Raw genomic sequence first — 17,462 nt, 5'->3', positions numbered from 1 at the left:
GTCCTTCAAAGGTTACGCGACGCGGGCGTCGCTTGGGGTTTCGGTGTCTGCGGCAACCGCGTGTGGCGCGGGGGCGAGCAGCGGCGCGGGGCGGGGCTGGGGCGCGGTGCCATTGCCGCCGCCGGGATCGGCCGAGACGCTGGTGTCGCCGATCCGCATGCCGCGCGCCGCGGCAAGCTCGGTCAGCCGTGGCTGCGCCTCGGTCAGCAAGGCGCGGGTCGCTTCCTGCTCGGCGGTGAAGTGGACATGGACGCGGTCGCCGACCTGCCGCACCGCGACATCGACTCCGCCGAGCGAATCGGGGATCAGCCGGATCCGCGTGTCGCGCGAATCCATATCGTCGCGCAGCGTCTCGATATGCTCGATCATCCGCTGCAGCCCGGTGTCGCGCGTGAGATCGAGCCCGGTCTGGTTCGCATCGCCCGATGCCGCCACGATCGCATGGCTACTCGCCTGGCTCGGTGCAGCGGCGCCGAGCGCGGCCGCGCCGGCAAGCGCGTCCGAATCACCGGTGCGCTGCGTTCGGTCACGCCATGCGGTGGCGAGCGCTGCCGCGAATACCTGGCCCGCCGGCTGTGGCGCGGCGTTCGCGACGATCGCGGTGGCGGTTGGATCGGACGCGATGAGCGCTGGCGGCTGGGCGCCGTCGCTCGCTGGCGCCGAGGTCGGCTGCGCGTCCTGTCGCACGGTGGTGGCGCGGGTCAGCACCGCGTCGAGCGCTGCGGTGATCGCCGGGTCTAGTGGTGGCGGCGTCGCGGTGGAGGTATCGGTGGGTGCGGGGTTGGGTGCGCCGCTGGCGGGGTCGGTCAGTCCGACGGCGGGCGGGGTCGCGGTGAGCGACGGCTGTGCCCCCGTCGTGACGGCGGTTATGGCGGTGGGCACCGGGGTCGGCGTCGCGATCGGCACGGCCGGATCGGCTACGGGAAGCATAGCCGGGGTCCAGATCGGCGGTGTCGCGTCGGGTGCATCGGCGTCGGAATCGGTCGGCAAGCTCTTGCCGTCATCGGCAGGGTCGTGCCGGGCGTCGGCTGCCGCCGTCGCAGCAGTGGGCGGATCGCTCGCGGTATCGCGCGAATCGAGGAACGCCTTGAGCGTTTGCCCGAAGCTCGCTGGGCGCGCGCTCGCGGCCGCCTTCGCCGCGGACGGGGCGGTGGCAACGGGGGAGGTCGAGAGGGGCGGAAGGTCGATCATTGGGGCTCCGGCGCGGCCGCAAACGGCCGTCATACCGTGATCAGCAAGGATCGTGCCGAACCTTGCGGCCAGCCGGCGCGGCCTCGAGCGCGCGGATTTCCTTGATCACCGCCTGCGCATCGGCGCGCGCGATCAGCTTCTCGACGGCACTCTGGTCGCGGCGTGCCTCGCGCGTCGCCTCGACCGCGCGCTCGGCGGTCGCTTGCGCCGCGCGCAGCCGGCCCTCGGCGGCGTGCGCCGATTGCTGGAGGCGCTCGCGGAAATGCGCCGCGGCGACGAGCGAGAAACCCGCCACGGGTTCGGGGGCTGGCGCGACGCCGGCGGTAAGCTGCGCGATACGGCCTTTCAGCGCCGCCTCGCTCGCGGTGCGATCATGCGCGCGCGCTTCCTCGGCCTGGACGAGGCCGAGCTGGAGCGTGCGGACGCGCAGGATGCGTTCGAGCTTGGTCGGCTTGGCCATCTCAGTCGGCGCCGAACACGCCGATCAGCTCGATCGCCGAATCGGGCAGCGAGACCTGCTCGTCGGGGTCCTGCTTGATATATTCCATCACCGCCGGATGGCATGCGATCGCGGTGTCGATCGCCGGATCGGCGCCGGCGCGATACGCGCCCATCAGTACGAGGTCGCGATTCTCCTCATAGGTCGCGAGGTGACGGCGCAGCGTGCGCGCAGCCTTGAGGTGCGGCTTGTCGACGATGTCGGTCATCACGCGGCTGACCGAGGGGCCGATGTCGATCGCCGGATAGACGCCGCGCTCGGCAAGCTGGCGCGACAGCACGATATGGCCGTCGAGGATCGAGCGCGCGGAATCGACGACCGGGTCGTTGCCGTCGTCGCCATCGGCGAGCACGGTGTAGATCGCGGTGATCGATCCGCCCGAATGGACGTCGGTCCCGGCGCGTTCGATCAGATTGGGCAGCATCGCGATCGCGGACGGCGGATAGCCGCGCGCGCTCGCCGGTTCGCCGAGCGCCAGCCCGATTTCACGCCCGGCATGCGCGACGCGGGTGAGCGAATCCATGATCAGCAGGACCTTCTTGCCCTCGGCGCGGAACGCCTCGGCGATCGCATGGACGCGGAGCGCACCGCGGATGCGCAGCACGGGCGAATGGTTGGCGGGCACCGCGACGACGACCGCACGCTTGCGCGCGTCGCCTGCGACCTTGGTTTCGAGGAAGTCGGCGACCTCGCGCGACCGCTCGCCGATCAGGCCGATCAAGATCACATCGGCTTCCGCCGCGCGGACGATCATACCGAGCAGCACCGACTTGCCGACGCCCGAGCCCGCCATGATGCCGATGCGCTGGCCCTGGCCGACGGTCAGCAAGCCGTTGATCGCGCGTACGCCGACATCGAGCGGATGGAGCACACGGCCGCGATCGAGCGGCGACTGCAATTTGCCCGCGAGCGGCCAGCGGCCTGCGCCGCGGATCGGGCCGAGCCCGTCGATCGGCTTGCCCGCGCCGTCGACGACGCGTCCGAGCAGTGCTGCGCCGACTTCGGCTTCGCCTGGCGCGCCGGTCGGGCGGACCGGGGCTTGCGGGAGGAGCGCGGCGGGGCCGCCGAGGTTCATGAGGAGCGTGCGGCCGTTGCGGAAGCCGATCACCTCGGCTTCGACGCCCGACTGGCGATCGCCGACCTGGCAGACGGTGCCGACCGGGACGGTCAGCCCGACCGCCTCCATCAGCAACCCGTCGAACGAGGCGAGCCGGCCGGCGACCTTGGGTGCGGGCGCGAAATCGGGGAGGCCGAGCGATTCGAGGTAGCTGTCGGTAAAGCGGTTCAGCATTCTCCTCCCCTCCCTGGAAGGGAGGGGGCGGGGGTGGGTCGGCCCGTTATCGAACGCCGCGCCCGCCTTAGGCCGACCCACCCCCAGCCCCTCCTTTTCAGGGAGGGGAGCGCTGTAGCGAATTTCATCACGCCTCCGGCACCGCGACGCGGTCGATCGCGTGCGCCAATTGTTCGAGCCACAGTTCGGGCCCGTCTTCGACGATCGTCGCGGCGCTTTCGAGCTGGAACGATCCGCGCGTCAGGCTCGCATCGCCGACCGCGAAGATCTGGCGCGGCAATTTGCCGTCGAGCAACGCGACATCGTCGGGATGGACATGGAGGATCGCCGATTCGGCAGCGTCGCTGAGCAGATCGACGGCGGTCTCAATCCGGCGTGCGAGCAGGTCGGGCGCGATGCCGGCCTCGCCGACCAGCCGCGTTACGAGGAACAGCACCGTCTGCCGCAACCGCTGCGCCACCGCGTCGCGATCGACGCGATCATCGGATTGGAGTGCCTGTGCCAGCGAGGCTAGCAGCGTGCGGTCGCGCTCGCCCGTCACCGCCATCTCGGCCTGCGCCGCGGCGACGCCTTCGGCGAAGCCAGCGGAATGCGCCGCCTCGATCGGATCGACGAACGGCGTCGCGGCGGCAACCGCGTCGAACGGGTCCCAGCCTTCGGTCGGGTTGGTGTCGGGATCGGCGGGGGTGAAGTGGCGCGGGCCGGCCTCGCCCGCGGCTTGCGGCGCGAACGAGACGGGGCCGCGCGCCACCCGGTCGCGCAAATCGGCGGGTGCGAAGCCGCCGACGCGCGGCGCGAACGCCGCCTTGAGCGCTTCGGCCACGCCCTGGCCGCGCGACGAGAATCCGGCAGTGAACTCAGACATAATCGTCCTCGCCTGCACCCATTTGGATCGTGCCGTCCTTGGCGAGGTTGCGCGCGATCTGGATGATCACCTTCTGCGCCTCGAGCACCTCGCTGAGCTTCATCGGCCCGCGCGCTTCCATCTCGTCGCGAATGCCATCGGCGGCGCGGCTCGACATGCAGCCGAGGAACCGCGCGCGAATGCTCTCGTCGACGCCCTTCAACGCGCGCGTGAGGATATCGCTGTCGACGTTGCGGATCAGCGTGCCGAGGTTCTTGTCGTCGAGCTCGAGCAGGTTGTCGAACACGAACATCGCTTCCTCGATCGCCTTCGCCACGTCGCGGTCGATCTTGAACAGCTTCGGCATGACGCGCAGCTCGGTCGCCTTGCGCCCGCTCGACAGGATCTTGGCGGCATCCTTGGTGCCACCGAGCGTGACGCCGGCCGAGGCTTGCGACGTACCAGTGCGGTTCGCCAGCATCGTCTTGAGCGTCTCGACCGCCTCGGGCGGGATCGGCCCCAGTCGCGCGAGCCGGTGGAGGATGTCGGGCTGCACCGCATCGGGCATCAGCTCGAGCACCTGCGCGCCGACGGTCGGATCGAGATTGGCGATCATCACCGCGGCGATCTGCGGATGCTCCTTTTCGATCATCGCGGCGATCTCGCCCGCGTCGAGCCAGTCGAGCAGGTCGAGCTGGCACGATTCCTGGGCGGGCACGATCCGCGCGAGCACGCTGTCGGCTTTCTCCTGCCCCAACGCGCGCGTCATCACCGCCTCGATCCGCGGTCGCGGGTCGAAGCCGATCGCGGTGCGTTCGCGCGCCTTGCCGACGAAATCGTCGAGCACGCCTTCGACTTCGAGCTCGCTGACATCGGCGACGGCGAACATCGCCTTGCCGAGCTGGCGGACTTCCTCGGGATCGAGCTTCTGCAGGATCGCGGCGGCTTCCTCCTCGCCGACGAGCATCATCAGGACGGCGGCGCGTTCGACGCCGGTATAGATTCGGGTTGGAGCGTTCATGACTTGATCATGTCCCGAACGGCGAGCGCGGCGCGCGCCGGATTGTCGCGGGTGAAGCCGCGCACCATGCCAATCCGGTCGTCATAGTTGCGCGCATTTTCGAGCGCATCGATGCTGACCGGCTGGTCGCTGCGCGGGGGCGGGATCTGGCCGCCTTCATAGCCGTCGGGCGGGCCGATCTCGCGACCGAGCGCGGCACGGGGCTGGGCGGCATTGTCGTCGCGCTTCTTGAGCAGCGCGGTCGCGAGCGGGCGGACGCCGAGGAACAGCACGAGCAGCGCGATGACGAGCGCCGTCACGTTGCGCGCCACCACCGGCAGCCAGCCGGCTTCATACCAGGGCTGCTTGTCGTCGAGCGCGGTCGCGCCGGCGAATTTGCGGCTGATCACGGTGACCTGGTCGCCGCGCGGCTGGCTGTAGCCGACCGCAGTCTGGACGAGCTGGGTGATCTGCTGGATCTCAAGCTGGCTGCGCGGCTTGCCCGTTTCGGGATCGCGGAGCAGGACTGCGACCGAAAGGCGCGTGATCGTGCCAGGCGCGGTGCGGCTGACGGACACTTCCTTGCCGAGATCGTACGCCCGCGAATATTGGTCGCTCGCTTTCAGCGCATCGCTGACCGCACCGGCAGCTGCCGCGACGACCGGGCCGGTGGCACCGGGCGTCGATGCGACCGGAGCAGTTCCCGGGGCAGGGGTAGGCGTCGGGGTCGGCTGCGGCGCGCTCAGCGTCGAGGCGGGCGGCGGCGTGTTCGACAGTGCGCCTGGAATACCGCCGGGGGCTTGACCGTCCTTGCCGTTGCCGGTCCACTGGCCCTGTTCGACGCGGAGCACACCCTGCTTGTCATAGCTTTCCTTGGTCGCCTGCGTTTCGTTAAGATCGACATCCGCTTGCACTTCGGTGGTGAAATTGCCCGCGCCGATCAGCGGCGTGAGCATCTGCACGACCTGCGCGCGGTATTTCTCCTCGATGCGGCGCTGGAATGCGACGCGCTCGTCGCTCGCCGCGCCGAGCGCGCTCTGGTTGGCACCCTTGGTCAGCAGCCCGCCCATCTGATCGACGATCGTCACGCCTTCGGGCTTCATTCCCGGCACGGAGGATGCGACGAGGTTGATGATCGACGACACCTGCGCGTCGCCGAGTGAGCGGCCCGGCTGCAATTTGACGATGACCGAGGCCGAGGGTGCGGCGGAATCGCGGACGAACACCGATTGTTCGGGTGTGGCGAGATGGACGCGCGCCTCGGCGACCGCGTCGATCTCCTGGATCGACCGCGCGAGTTCGGTTTCGCGCGCCTGGCGGAGGCGTTCGCCCTCGACCGCGCGCGAGACGCCCATCGGGAGATTGTCGAGGATCGCGTAGCCGCCGGGTGCCGCCTTGGGCAGCCCCTGGCCGGCGAGCAGGATGCGTGCCCGCGAATAATCGTCCTCATTGACCGTCAGCGATCCGGTCGCCGCGTCGATCTTCGATGTGATGTTGGCGGCCTGCAGCGCAGCGGTGACCGAGGCCTTGTCGGCATCGGCGAGGCCGGCGAACAGCACCTTCTGGTTGGGGCTGGCGAGCATCATCCAGGCGAGTGCTGCGGCGCCGATCAGGCCGATCAGCAACGCCATCGGCAGGCTGCGGCGGACCGCAGGCTGCGCGAACAGGCCCTGGAGCTGGTTGAGCGGGTTGGCGAAGCGTTCGGGCACCATTGCGGCGAGCCCGGAGCCAGTCGACCCTTGCGGAGCGGGGGTGAGAGCGTTGCTCATCGATTATACCGGCATGCTCATTATGTCCTTGTAGGCGGACAGGAGTTTGTTGCGGACTTGCAGCGTCGCCTCGAAGCCGACCGAGGCCTGCTGGCGCGCGAGCATCACCTTGGCGATGTCGATCGTCTCGCCGCGCTCATAGCTTTCGGAGAGCTTGCTCGCTTCGACCTGGCCCTGGTTCACGCTTTTCAGCGCGTCTTCCATCGTCGCGGCGAAGTTGGCGGGCTTGGCCTCGGTCGCGGGGGCAGCGGGGCCCGAGGTCCCGGCGCGCGCGAGCGCCTGGTTGCGTTCGAGGATCTGTGCGCGCAGCGCCATCACCCGGTCGACGCCCATCGCGCCGCCGCCGCCGATTGCGTTGATGCTCATGCAGCACCCACGGCGTACTGAGCCACGCGGCTGGCGGCGGAGACGATGTCGTCACCCTGTTCGCGCGCCTTGGCGAGACGGTAACGGAGCGTGCGCTCCGAAATGCCGAGCCGCCGCGCGGTCTCGATCCGGCTGCCGTTGCACGCCGCGAGCGTTTCGCGGATCGCCTGGAATTCGTGCATCTGGACGATGTTGCCGAGCGTGGCGGGTTGCGCGGGCTCGTCGTTCGCAGCACTTGCGGCGCGCGCGCTCGGGCGGTCGAACACGATATGTTCGGCCGAGATCGTGTCCCCACCGGCGAACAGCAGCGCGCGCTGGACGACATTCTCGAGCTCGCGGACATTGCCCGGCCAATCGTGGCGCAGCAGCAGGTCGATCGCCGAGGCGTCGGGCCAGGGGATCGTCGCGCGAGCGCCCGCGTGGCGCAGGATCAGCGTCGCGGCGAGCGCGGGAATGTCCTGCGGACGCTCGGCGAGCAGCTTGGTCGTCAGCGGGAAGACCGAGAGGCGATAGTAAAGATCGGCGCGGAAGCGGCCGGCGGCGACTTCGTCCTGCAGGTCGCGGTTCGCGCAGGCGATGACGCGTACGTCGATCGGCTGCGGTGTGGTCGCGCCGATCGGGACGATCTCGCGCTCCTGCAGCGCGCGGAGCAGCTTGGCCTGAAGCTGGAGCGGCAGCTCGGCGACCTCGTCGAGCAGCAGCGTGCCGCCATGTGCCGCGCGGAAGAAGCCTTCGCCGCCGGCCGAGGCGCCGGTGAACGCGCCCTTCTGATGGCCGAACAGCAGGGCCTCGAGCATCGTCTCGGGCAGCGCGGCGCAGTTGATCGCGATGAACGGACCCGCGGCGCGCGCGGACTTGAGGTGGATCGAGCGCGCGAGCACTTCCTTGCCGGTGCCGGTCGGGCCGTTGATCAGCACGGTGATGTCGGCCGCGGCGACGCGATCGGCGAGCGCGTGGAGCGCGAGGCTTTCGGGATCGGCGGCGGTCGGCATTTCGGGCTCGGCGAGCAGCGCGCGGACGAAGCCAGCACCGACCGCGGCATCGGCGCTCTCGAACGCGACCTGGGCCGGGCCGCCGTCGCGCGACGGGATGATATAGCGGCCTTCGCTGCCGAGCACGACGGTGCGCGCGGCGGCGGGCGGGGTCTCGCCCTCGGCGACCAGGAACAGCGCATCGCGCGGTGGCTTGCCGTCTTCGAACGCGCCGATCGCAAAGCCTTGCGCGCGCAGCGCGGACACCAGCGGATAGTGTTGGCGAAGGATCGCGGCTGATGGAACGATGGATCGCATGAAGGGCCCCCTTGAACGAGCCTTGCAATGCCGCACTTTTGGTAAACGAGTGGTTAAGGACGTTGCCGGTGCGGCAAACTCTGACCGCTCTGTGTCGCGTTGCCGGTAAACACGCGCAAAATCGGCAAAAATGCATCTGGTTTGCAAAAGTGCTTAATCGCGGACGAGCCCGGTCGTTAGCATCTTTGGCGGCTCGGCTCTCCGATGGGGGGGCGGCGGGATTGCCGGACCACGATGGAGATTCTCACCATGACCGTTATCGGAACCAACGTCGCCGCACTCAAGGCGACCAACGCATCGAACTCGGCGAGCTCGGCGCTCTCGACCAGCATCGAGCGCCTGTCGACCGGCAAGCGCATCAACTCGGCCAAGGACGATGCCGCCGGTCTCGCGATCGCCTCGTCGCTGACCTCGCAGATCAAGGGCCAGAACCAGGCGATCCGCAACGCCAATGACGGCATCGCGCTCGCCCAGACCGCAGACGGCGCGCTCGGCGAAGCGACCAACATCCTGCAGCGTATCCGTGAGCTAGCGGTCCAGTCGGCATCGGGCACCTATCAGGACAGCGACCGCACCAACATGCAGACCGAAGTGACTGAACTGCAGAAGCAGCTGACCAACATCGCCGCGACAAAGTATAATGGCGTTTCGCTGTTTAGCACTACGGGAACGACCGTGAACGTCCAGACCGGCTCGGCATCAACCGATCAGGTCAAGCTGAACATTGGTGCGCTTGACATGTCGGCTGTCAGCGGCACCGTCGGCGGCGCGGTCACCGCCGGGCTCGGCACAGCGCTCGCATCGACCGACTCCAGCGTCGGCACCAATCATATCGTCACCGCATCGGACGTCGCTTATGCCGGCAAGGTGGCCGGTGCGACCGTCACCACGGCCGACATCGGCAAGAGCAAGGTGCTGGCAACCGGCGACCAAATCTATCACGATGCGCAGCCCGGCGATTCGGTCAGCGGCGGCGTCTCGGTTTCGAGCTCGGGCTCGGCGACTTCGGCGCTTACCGCGCTCGACGCGGCGCTGACGTCGGTAAACACGACTCGCGCTTCGCTCGGTGCCGGTGAAAGCCGCCTCACCTCGGTCGTCAACACCCTCACTTCGAGCGTCGCCAATTTGACCGACGCGAAGAGCCGGATCGAAGACGTCGATTTCTCGACGGAAACGACCAACCTCGCCAAGGCGCAGATCCTCAGCCAGGCTTCGACCGCGCTGCTCGCACAGGCGAACCAGAGCCAGCAGGGCGTGCTCAAGCTGCTCGGCTAAACGGTCTCGGCCCCGGCGCCCGACCCCCGATATCGGGTGTCGGGGCTGCGCGACCCCGGTCCCCATCATGGGGGCCGGGGTTTTTCGCGGGCGTGCGCCGCCGCCCAAAAAATGTGGATGCGCAATCTCATGTTAAGCGAGCGGTGGGCAAAGACCGGACGATGGCTTTTGTAGATGTAAGCGTAAGGGTACCCCCCGCACGATCGACGCGGATCGTGTTCGGCATTCTGGCGCTCGGCTGCGGACTCGCGGCGCAGCCGTCGAGCGCGCGAGTCGCGCCGCGCGCACCGGTCTCCGAACTGCTGATCAACGCATCGACCGGCCGCGTGATCTTCGCCAATTTGCCCGACTCCCCGCATCGCCCTGCGTCGCTGACCAAGATGATGACGCTCTATCTGCTGTACGATGCGCTCGAATCGGGCAGGGTGCGGGTTACCGAGTCGATCCCCGTCTCGCGCAACGCCGCGCGCCAGCCGGCATCGCGGCTGGGCCTGACGGCGGGCACGTCGCTGCCGTTGAGGACCGCGGTGCAGGCGATGGCGGTGCATTCGGCGAATGACGTGACCGTCGCGATCGCCGAACGGCTCGCCGGGAATGAGGCCGATTTCGCCGTGCTGATGAACGCCAAGGCGCGCCAGCTCGGCATGACGCGAACCAGCTTTGCCAATGCATCGGGGCTGACCAATGCCGGCAACCAGACCACCGCGCGCGACATGGTGACGCTGGCGCGCGCGCTGTTGCGCGATCATCCGCGCGAATATCCGGTCTTTGCGACGCGCGCGATCACCTGGCGGTCGCGGCGCTACGTCAATCACGACCATCTGCTCGGCAAGGTCGGCGGGGTCGACGGAATCAAGACCGGCTACACGGCAGACGCGGGCTACAATATCGCGACCTCGGCGAAGCGTGGCGGGGTTCGCGTCATCGCGGTGGTGCTCGGCGAGAAGTCGGTCCAGGCGCGCGACGTGCGCGTCGCCAATCTGGTCGAACTTGGCTTCACGCCGCCCGCGCGGCACCGGCGCGGCGCCTTCTAGCGCCGCGGCGGTCGCTCACACCTTGGCGGAATAGATCATCCGGCCTTCGCCGAGCCGCGCGAAGACCTGCTGCAGATCGCCCTCGCTGACCGCGAAACAGCCCTGGCTGCGGCCGAGCTGGCCGTGCGTGCGCAGCATGTCGGGATTGGCGTACCAGGCGGCATGGACGACGAGCGCGCGCGCCAGCGCATTGTTGTTGGTCGGATCGAGCCCGATCAGGCGCTGCGACTTGCCATGCTTGCCGACATAGTAATCAGAGGCGAGGAAGGCGCCCTCGCTCGATGCGTTCGAGCCTTCGGTGTTCGAAAAGCGCTGAAGGAAGCCGCTATGCGTCGGGTCGCTGCCGCTGCCATGCGCGACGAGCAAGGTCGTCGTCATCCCGCTCGCCATGTCGATCAGATAGAAGCGTGGCTGTGCCGAAGGCTGCGCGAAATCGGCGATCGCGATCCGGTCGCGGTGCGCGATCCGCGGTCCGTGGCGCTGCAGTGCTGCCATTGCGCGACGGAGCAGTTCGGGGCGTACGACGCGGCTCGAAGCGAGCGGCTGGACGGTGGCGGGCACTTGTGCGGCGGAGGCGACGCGCGGGAGGGCGGCGGCGCCGAGCAGAGCGAGCCCGGCTTTGCCGAGGTTGCGCCGCGAAAGGGTGAATGCTGGATTTTGCACGATGGGTAACAGGTCCTTCGGAAACGACCTCGCAGGCATAGCACGGAATCGGTGAACGCTTTGCGCGGCGCACCGATATGTTCCGGATTTTACGGGATTTCGTCGCGGGACTTGCCCCGCTCACCGCAATCCTTCCTGACGCGACGGCACTTCGGCGGTTTTGGATCGAATTTCGTCGCTTGGCGTTTTGCCCTTGATCCTGACTTAGTCGCTGCGACTCGCGCGACGAAGGACGGGGCGAACAATCGAGGTGCGCTATGGCTTCACGGCTTTTGCGCCGCGGCGTGTGTGCCGCGGCGGTCGGTTTTGTATTGGCATCGATGCCGCTTGCCGCGCAGGCTCGCAGCGCCGGTTTGACCAGCGAGTCGGTCGCGACGATGGGTGCGGGCAGCTATTTGTGGGACGACGCGCCCAGTGCGGTGTCGGCGCCGAGCGGCGTCCGGCTGATCGTCAGCATCCCCGATCAGAAATTGTACGTGTACCGCGGCGCGACGTTGCTTGCGGTGTCGGCGGTTTCGACGGGCAAGCCGGGTCACGATACGCCGACGGGCGACTTCAAGATCCTGCAAAAGGCGGTCAAGCACAGCTCGAATCTCTATAACTCCGCAGCGATGCCGTACATGCAGCGCATCACGTGGGACGGCGTCGCGATCCACGCCGGGCGCGATCCGGGCTATGCCGCCTCGCATGGCTGCGTCCGCGTTCCGATCGCCTTTGCCAAGCGGCTTTATGCGATTACCCGGCTCGGCGCGCGTGTGACGATCACCGATGAATCGCTTGCGGATCAGGTGGCCGCGGCGCCCGTGATCGAGTCGTCCCCGGTAGAAACGCCCGCGCAAGAAACAGAAGCCGTCGCCGCTCCGGTTGAGGAGAGCTCATAAGCCTGCTCCGCTGTGCGAGATATTTGTCGGGAGCGGAGCGCGCGACTGAGCGCCCCGACAGCCCGCTCAGCGGCGCTTGGTTGGCACTTCGGTCCCGAAGACACGGTCCCAGAAGATCGCGGTGATCGAGAAATTGCCTTCCTCATGCGCATAGTGATGGCGGATATGGTGGCGCTTCAGCCGTCCGAGCACGCCGTAGCGCAGTGGAAACTGATGAACCGCGTAATGCACGCTGTCATAGATCACATAGCCGATCCCGAAGCCGACGAAGATTACCGAACCTATCGGCCCCGCGACGAGATAAAGGACAATCCACACCGACCCGCAGATCGCCACGCTGACAAGCGGCGGCATGATGTTGCGCAGCCCGTCGTTGGGCTGGGTATGGTGGTTGCCGTGCGACAGGAAAAGGAAAGCGCGGCCGAGGTTCGAGGTGAGCTTCATGTGGAACACGAAGCGGTGCATCGCATATTCGAACAGCGACCACAGGAACAGGCCGAACAGCGCAAGCCCGACCGATTTGATAAAGCTCGCCGCGCCCCAGCCCGCATAGATCGCAAGCGCGAGCATGCCAGCCCAGGTGATCACGAAGGCGATCGGCGACACTGTCGTCGTATGCTCGAGAAAGTCGTTGCGAAACAGCCGGATACGCTGTTCCTCACCGCTATCCCTTTTATGTCGCGTTCCAGTGATTGGCATGGTCATCCTACGGCAGACTGCGCAACGGCTTAGCTGCAGTGCAGCGAAGATAGTACACGCAGCGAAAGATGGGATCAATTCGCAATAGCGCAATCCCAAATACCGGAAAGACACTTCCGAAACGTGCACGGCTTGGCGTTGATTTTGGCAACACAGCCGCCGTCGACCGCGACGCTGCCATGCGGTAGGCCCTGCGACAAGCCCGTGCGCCGCGTCAATTCGACCAAAGTCGGCGCAACGGTGAGGCGCGCGCAGCGCGCGCGCTTTCGGCGGCCGAGCGCGCCGCTTCCATTTCGGCGAGCGTGGCGGCGAGTTGGTCGCGCTCCGCCACGACCTTCGAAAGGCGGCTGTTCGCCGCGTCGCGCGCGCCCGCCGTCTCGGTCAGCTCGGTCGCGAGCCGGTCGCGGTCGCTTTGCAGCGCCGTCACGCTCTCGTCCGCGCTCGCCTTCGCGGCGCTGATGTCAGACAGGGTCGCGGAGATCCGATCGCGCTCGGCTTCAAGCGTGGTAATCGTGGCGTTTGACGCGGCCTTGGCAGCTACCGTTCCGGCCAAGGTCGCGCCGAGATGATCGCGCTCGGCTTCGAGTTCGGCAACGATGGTGTTGGCAGCGTCTTTAGCGGTCGCGGTCTCGGCGAGGGTCGCGGCGATGCGGTCGCGCTCGGCCTCGAGTTCGGCGAGGGTCGCGGCGATGCGATCGCGCTCGGCCTCGAGTTCGGCGACCCGATTGTCGGAAGCCTCCTTGGCGGCCGTGGTTTCAGCGAGGGCAGCGGCGATGCGGTCGCGCTCGGCCTCGAGTTCGGCGCCGCGATGGTCGACAGCGTCCTTGCCGGCCGCAGTTTCGGCGAGGGTCGCGGCGATGCGATCGCGCTCGGCCTCGAGTTCGGCGACGCAATGGTCGGCAGCGTCCTTGGCGGCCGTGGTTTCGGCGAGGGTTGTGGCGATGCGGTTGCATTCGGCCTCGAGCTCGGCGACGCTATCGACGGCAGCGTCCTTGGCAGCCGTGGTTTCGGCGAGGGTCGCGGCGATGCGGTCGCGTTCGGCCTCGAGTTCGGCGACGCGATGGTCGGCAGCGTCCTTGGCGGCCGTGGTTTCAGCGAGGGTCGCGGCGATGCGGTCGCGCTCGGCCTCGAGTTCGGCGCCGCGATGGTCGACAGCGTCCTTGCCGGCCGCAGTTTCGGCGAGGGTCGCGGCGATGCGATCGCGCTCGGCCTCGAGTTCGGCGCGTTTGTCGTCCGATGCGGCGTTGGCGGCTCTGGTTTTGGCAAGGGAGGTGAGGATGCGCTCATGCTCTGCGCCGAGTTCGGCGAGGCGGTGGTCGGCGGCGTCTTTGGCGGCGGTGGTTTCGGTAAGGGTCGCCGCGATGCGACTGCGATTCGCTTCGAGTTGGACGACGGCACGGTCGGCGGCGTCTTTGCCTACCGTGGTTTCCGCGAGGGTCGCGGAGATACGATCGCGCTCCGTTGTGAGCACGCAGATGGCGTCATCCGCAGCCGTTTTCGCTGCTATCGTCTCGGCAAGATTGGCCGCAATGCTATCCCGTTCGGCCCGAAGGGCAGTGTTCGCCTGTTCTGCAAGGTCCCGAGCCGCGAGGGTTTCCTCCAGTGCGGCGGCGACTCGGTCGCGTTCGGCCGCAACGGCGGCCCGGGTGGCGTCGGCGTCGGTGCGCGCCGCGGCGGTTTCCGCAAGGGCGGCAGCGATACGATCGCGTTCGACGTTCGCTTGGGCGATCGCATCTTCGGCGGCGATTCGCGCGGCGTCCGTTTCGGCAAGCCGCACGGCGAGGTTGTCCCGCTCCGCGGTCAGCGTCGCTGCCGTATGGTCTACGACGGCCTTCGCGAAGTCGCTGTCCGCGAGAGCCGCGGCGAGGCGATCGCGCTCTGCCTGAAGCACGATGACCGCGCCATCCGCGTTAGCCTGGGCAGCGCTTGTGTCGGCCAGCGCCGCAGCAATCCGATCGCGCTCGGTTGTGAGTTCGGCGACAGTTTGGCAAGCGGCTTCCTTGGCGGCCGCGGTTTCGGCGAACGCCGCGCTGATGCGAGCGCGCTCGGCCTCGAGCTCGGCCGCAATTTGGTCGGCGGTCTCCCTGGCGGCCGAGGCTTGGCCGAGTATGGCAGCGATCGCGTCGCGTTCGGCGGTTACCATCGCCAACGCCGCCTCGGCTGTATCCCGCGCCGCGTCGAGGGTGGAAACGGTGGCGATCGCCTCGTCACGCTCGCCTGCCACCGCGGCTACCGTCGATTCGATGGCCGCATGGGCACGGCCATGCTCGTCGGTTTTCTGCTGCAGATCGATGGTGAGACGTTCATACCATGCGGTCGAGTTGCGCGTTAGCGTGTCATGCAGATCCCATTGCGCTAGTGTGTCGTCTTTGAGCTTGAATGCGAAAGCCGCCGATTTCTCGCTCGAACAGGTCGATGCGATGAGCTTTACGAACTGCTCGATGGTGTCAACGAACTGCTTTCGGTCGCGCACCTGCACGATCGAGCAATCGAAGTTCGGTTTCGCGTCGGACAGATCGACAGGCGCGAACACTAGGTTGGACAATTGCGCTTCGATTGCATGTCGTAATTCGGGGTCCGTTGTTAGCGCGCTCGTATCGACTACGACATCGGCGGAATCGATCGCCTGAGCGTACAAATAAATGTGCATAAGAATGAACAGGAGGAATGTCTGTTCATCTTTCGGCGACGAATCGCGAGCTGAAAATACCCGATTGAGCCCATTTAAGAAAGTGTCGTGTTGAAAAGACGCAGAAGTCTTGTCGATGGTGTCAAAGAAAAATCGATTTCCGCGAAGGAACTGCCCCGAGTAGGATGACCATTGCTCAAAAATGTTCCGGTGGAGCAATACATTTTGCACGGGCATGAACCGCTTGATCGCAGCCATGCGTCCGATGCTTCGGGTGCAACTGAGAAGCGGCACCTTCCGACTTTGATATGCGTGCTCTACGAGCATATTGAGATACGATTGCTCTTCGAGTGACAAATTTCCGCTCAACCCGCCTTCAGGGATGAAACGGTCCAATGCCATGCTAGAATCGAAGCCAACGACGCCCCCGCTCTTTTTCAGAAGGGGAAGGTATTCCAGGAAATACGGCGCTTGAGCAGGGTGATGCGAGTCCCACGTAGAGTAGGTCGTAGCACTGATGTGCCTTTCGTTGATATCTATGAGCGAGTCATTGAATATCTCATAGTAAGCAAGAACGTTCGGAAGTTTTCTAAACTTCGTCCAAATCCATGTGCTCGACGTTCGAAAGCTCGAATGAAGAAAAACGGGGGGAGGTGGCGCTTCGATCATTTTCGTGCGCGCTAGCTCGTGCGGCTGTGTCTGGACAATGTCCAGGCCGCTCGTTGGTCGAACATTGGCAGGACTGCGACGGCGCTGCTTATTTAATTTTCCAGCCCTAGCAGATCCATCTTCGGGTTTCGAAACCAAGTATAATGACCTTCCGGAATACGGATACAGCCAAGCCTTATACAACCAAAAATTCACGGAACTGAACCCCATAATCGTAGGCAGCACATGGCGATCGGGGAAGGCGGGGGCGCTATGCGCTGACGGCGGCTTGGGCTTGCGCTCGGGTTATTAAGGGCTGCCACCACTGCTCATGCGCTAGATACCAAGCAAGTGTTTCGGTGAATCCACCCTTAAAATTTCGTGCCGGGGTGTATCCGAGTTCGCGACAGATTTTGCTTTCGTCGATCGCGTAGCGGCGATCGTGTCCCTTTCGGTCTTCGACAAAGGTCTTCAGTTCGGCGGTTGGACGCCCTTGTGCGGCCGGGGCGCGGGAAAAGCGACGCGCGAGCGACGGATCGCGTGCAAACGCCAGGTCGACGCCTTGGCAGATCGCGTCGACCACCGCGTGGTTGGGCAATTCCTGGCCGCCGCCAATATTGTAGGTCTCTCCGACCCGACCGCCGCGCAGCACCAGTTCGATCCCGCGGCAATGGTCGGCGACGTGCAGCCAGTCGCGCACATTCATCCCGTCGCCATAGATCGGCAGCGGCCGACCCGACAGCGCGTTGAGCACGAACAGTGGGATCAGCTTTTCGGGGAATTGGAACGGCCCATAATTGTTCGAGCAATTGCTCGTCGTCGTTTCGAGTCCATAGGTATGGTGATAGGCGCGGACGAGGTGGTCCGAGCCAGCCTTCGACGCCGAATAGGGCGAATTTGGCGCATACGCGGTCGTCTCGCTGAAGGCCGCGTCGTCCGGCCGCAGCGAGCCATAGACCTCGTCGGTCGAGACATGGTGGAAGCGATGCGGCATGCCGCTACCGCGATCGAGCCAGGCGGCCTTCGCCGCCTTGAGCAGGCTGTGCGTGCCGACGACGTTAGTGGTGATGAACGCGTCGGGGCCGGTGATCGACCGGTCCACATGCGTCTCCGCTGCGAAATGCACGATCGTGTCGATGCGGTGATCGGCGATAGTCTGCGACACCAGATCGGTATCGCAGATATCCCCTACGATCAGCTCGACGCCCGCAAGCCCGTCGAGATTGGCGCGGTTGCCGGCATAGGTCAGCGCGTCGAGCACGACGATCGAATCGTCGGGGACCGCCGTGCGCCAGTGATGGACGAAATTGGCGCCGATAAAGCCGGCGCCGCCGGTGACGATCAAATTAGCCATTGCGCGTGCGCCCCGAACCCATGGGTGAGA

At 66.4% G+C, this 17,462-nt stretch carries 15 protein-coding genes; 3 read left to right on the top strand and 12 right to left on the bottom strand.

Annotated features, from left to right (window positions below; translation table 11 throughout):
- Positions 1 to 12: 12 nt before the first annotated feature.
- From EAH76_RS16710 to EAH76_RS16675, 8 genes are all read right to left on the bottom strand, one after another.
- Positions 13 to 1,191, bottom strand: coding sequence for a flagellar hook-length control protein FliK (locus tag EAH76_RS16710; RefSeq protein WP_241659756.1), 1,179 nt, complete (start codon positions 1,189 to 1,191; stop codon positions 13 to 15).
- Between the two features lie 40 nt (positions 1,192 to 1,231).
- A complete protein-coding gene (locus EAH76_RS16705; protein ID WP_140851418.1) occupies positions 1,232 to 1,651 on the bottom strand; it encodes a hypothetical protein in 420 nt (139 codons plus the stop codon).
- A gap of 1 nt (position 1,652) precedes the next feature.
- Positions 1,653 to 2,981: a FliI/YscN family ATPase gene (locus EAH76_RS16700; RefSeq protein ID WP_140851417.1), complete on the bottom strand. Its 1,329-nt coding sequence runs from the start codon at positions 2,979 to 2,981 to the stop codon at positions 1,653 to 1,655.
- 127 nt (positions 2,982 to 3,108) lie between these two features.
- Positions 3,109 to 3,846 carry a FliH/SctL family protein gene (locus tag EAH76_RS16695; RefSeq protein WP_140851416.1) on the bottom strand — a complete coding sequence of 246 codons (738 nt, stop codon included), beginning with the start codon at positions 3,844 to 3,846 and terminating at the stop codon, positions 3,109 to 3,111.
- Positions 3,839 to 4,846 carry a flagellar motor switch protein FliG gene (fliG, locus tag EAH76_RS16690; RefSeq protein ID WP_140851415.1) on the bottom strand — a complete coding sequence of 336 codons (1,008 nt, stop codon included), beginning with the start codon at positions 4,844 to 4,846 and terminating at the stop codon, positions 3,839 to 3,841. Before fliG ends, EAH76_RS16695 begins: the two co-directional genes overlap by 8 nt.
- Positions 4,843 to 6,594, bottom strand: coding sequence for a flagellar basal-body MS-ring/collar protein FliF (gene fliF, locus EAH76_RS16685; RefSeq protein WP_140851414.1), 1,752 nt, complete (start codon positions 6,592 to 6,594; stop codon positions 4,843 to 4,845). Before fliF ends, fliG begins: the two co-directional genes overlap by 4 nt.
- 3 nt (positions 6,595 to 6,597) lie before the next feature.
- Positions 6,598 to 6,960, bottom strand: a complete 363-nt coding sequence (gene fliE / locus EAH76_RS16680) for a flagellar hook-basal body complex protein FliE (protein WP_194151025.1) — start codon at positions 6,958 to 6,960, stop codon at positions 6,598 to 6,600.
- On the bottom strand, positions 6,957 to 8,249 hold the full coding sequence (locus EAH76_RS16675; RefSeq protein ID WP_140851413.1) for a sigma-54 interaction domain-containing protein: 1,293 nt from the start codon (positions 8,247 to 8,249) through the stop codon (positions 6,957 to 6,959). Before EAH76_RS16675 ends, fliE begins: the two co-directional genes overlap by 4 nt.
- Before the next feature lie 249 nt (positions 8,250 to 8,498).
- Here EAH76_RS16675 and EAH76_RS16670 point away from each other — a divergent pair, with 249 nt between their 5' ends.
- Positions 8,499 to 9,524, top strand: a complete 1,026-nt coding sequence (locus EAH76_RS16670) for a flagellin (RefSeq protein ID WP_140851412.1) — start codon at positions 8,499 to 8,501, stop codon at positions 9,522 to 9,524.
- A gap of 215 nt (positions 9,525 to 9,739) precedes the next feature.
- Positions 9,740 to 10,558: a D-alanyl-D-alanine carboxypeptidase family protein gene (locus EAH76_RS16665; protein ID WP_241659755.1), complete on the top strand. Its 819-nt coding sequence runs from the start codon at positions 9,740 to 9,742 to the stop codon at positions 10,556 to 10,558.
- A 15-nt stretch (positions 10,559 to 10,573) separates the two neighbouring features.
- On the opposite strand, the gene EAH76_RS16660 is transcribed toward EAH76_RS16665, so the two are convergent.
- Positions 10,574 to 11,260: a murein L,D-transpeptidase catalytic domain family protein gene (locus EAH76_RS16660; RefSeq protein ID WP_140851410.1), complete on the bottom strand. Its 687-nt coding sequence runs from the start codon at positions 11,258 to 11,260 to the stop codon at positions 10,574 to 10,576.
- Between the two features lie 218 nt (positions 11,261 to 11,478).
- On the opposite strand from EAH76_RS16660, the gene EAH76_RS16655 reads away from it, so the two are divergent.
- Entirely contained in the window at positions 11,479 to 12,102 is a 624-nt protein-coding gene (locus tag EAH76_RS16655) for a L,D-transpeptidase family protein (protein WP_140851409.1), read from the top strand.
- A 66-nt stretch (positions 12,103 to 12,168) separates the two neighbouring features.
- Here EAH76_RS16655 and EAH76_RS16650 read toward each other — a convergent pair whose 3' ends face one another.
- The 3 genes from EAH76_RS16650 to rfbB all read right to left on the bottom strand — a co-directional run bounded on the left by EAH76_RS16650 (position 12,169) and on the right by rfbB (position 17,432).
- Complete coding sequence (locus EAH76_RS16650; RefSeq protein ID WP_241659754.1) at positions 12,169 to 12,708, bottom strand: sterol desaturase family protein; 540 nt, start codon at positions 12,706 to 12,708, stop codon at positions 12,169 to 12,171.
- Positions 12,709 to 13,015: 307 nt separating this feature from the next.
- On the bottom strand, positions 13,016 to 15,688 hold the full coding sequence (locus EAH76_RS16645) for a hypothetical protein (protein ID WP_140851407.1): 2,673 nt from the start codon (positions 15,686 to 15,688) through the stop codon (positions 13,016 to 13,018).
- 661 nt (positions 15,689 to 16,349) lie between these two features.
- Positions 16,350 to 17,432: a dTDP-glucose 4,6-dehydratase gene (rfbB, locus tag EAH76_RS16640; RefSeq protein ID WP_140851406.1), complete on the bottom strand. Its 1,083-nt coding sequence runs from the start codon at positions 17,430 to 17,432 to the stop codon at positions 16,350 to 16,352.
- Positions 17,433 to 17,462 lie beyond the last annotated feature (30 nt).

This window comes from Sphingomonas glacialis (assembly GCF_006439055.1).
GTDB classification, from domain to species: Bacteria; Pseudomonadota; Alphaproteobacteria; order Sphingomonadales; family Sphingomonadaceae; genus Sphingomonas; species Sphingomonas glacialis_A.
Note: the sequence above shows the minus strand (reverse complement) of the source record. Positions and strands in the feature narration are given on the sequence as shown.

Coding starts and splice junctions, on each gene's coding strand:
- EAH76_RS16710 (WP_241659756.1), bottom strand. CDS start 1,191: ATGATCGACCTTCCGCCCCTCTCGACCTCCCCCGTTGCCACCGCCCCG.
- EAH76_RS16705 (WP_140851418.1), bottom strand. CDS start 1,651: ATGGCCAAGCCGACCAAGCTCGAACGCATCCTGCGCGTCCGCACGCTC.
- EAH76_RS16700 (WP_140851417.1), bottom strand. CDS start 2,981: ATGCTGAACCGCTTTACCGACAGCTACCTCGAATCGCTCGGCCTCCCC.
- EAH76_RS16695 (WP_140851416.1), bottom strand. CDS start 3,846: ATGTCTGAGTTCACTGCCGGATTCTCGTCGCGCGGCCAGGGCGTGGCC.
- fliG (WP_140851415.1), bottom strand. CDS start 4,846: ATGAACGCTCCAACCCGAATCTATACCGGCGTCGAACGCGCCGCCGTC.
- fliF (WP_140851414.1), bottom strand. CDS start 6,594: ATGAGCAACGCTCTCACCCCCGCTCCGCAAGGGTCGACTGGCTCCGGG.
- fliE (WP_194151025.1), bottom strand. CDS start 6,960: ATGAGCATCAACGCAATCGGCGGCGGCGGCGCGATGGGCGTCGACCGG.
- EAH76_RS16675 (WP_140851413.1), bottom strand. CDS start 8,249: ATGCGATCCATCGTTCCATCAGCCGCGATCCTTCGCCAACACTATCCG.
- EAH76_RS16670 (WP_140851412.1), top strand. CDS start 8,499: ATGACCGTTATCGGAACCAACGTCGCCGCACTCAAGGCGACCAACGCA.
- EAH76_RS16660 (WP_140851410.1), bottom strand. CDS start 11,260: ATGCCTGCGAGGTCGTTTCCGAAGGACCTGTTACCCATCGTGCAAAAT.
- EAH76_RS16655 (WP_140851409.1), top strand. CDS start 11,479: ATGGCTTCACGGCTTTTGCGCCGCGGCGTGTGTGCCGCGGCGGTCGGT.
- EAH76_RS16645 (WP_140851407.1), bottom strand. CDS start 15,688: ATGGCTGCGATCAAGCGGTTCATGCCCGTGCAAAATGTATTGCTCCAC.
- rfbB (WP_140851406.1), bottom strand. CDS start 17,432: ATGGCTAATTTGATCGTCACCGGCGGCGCCGGCTTTATCGGCGCCAAT.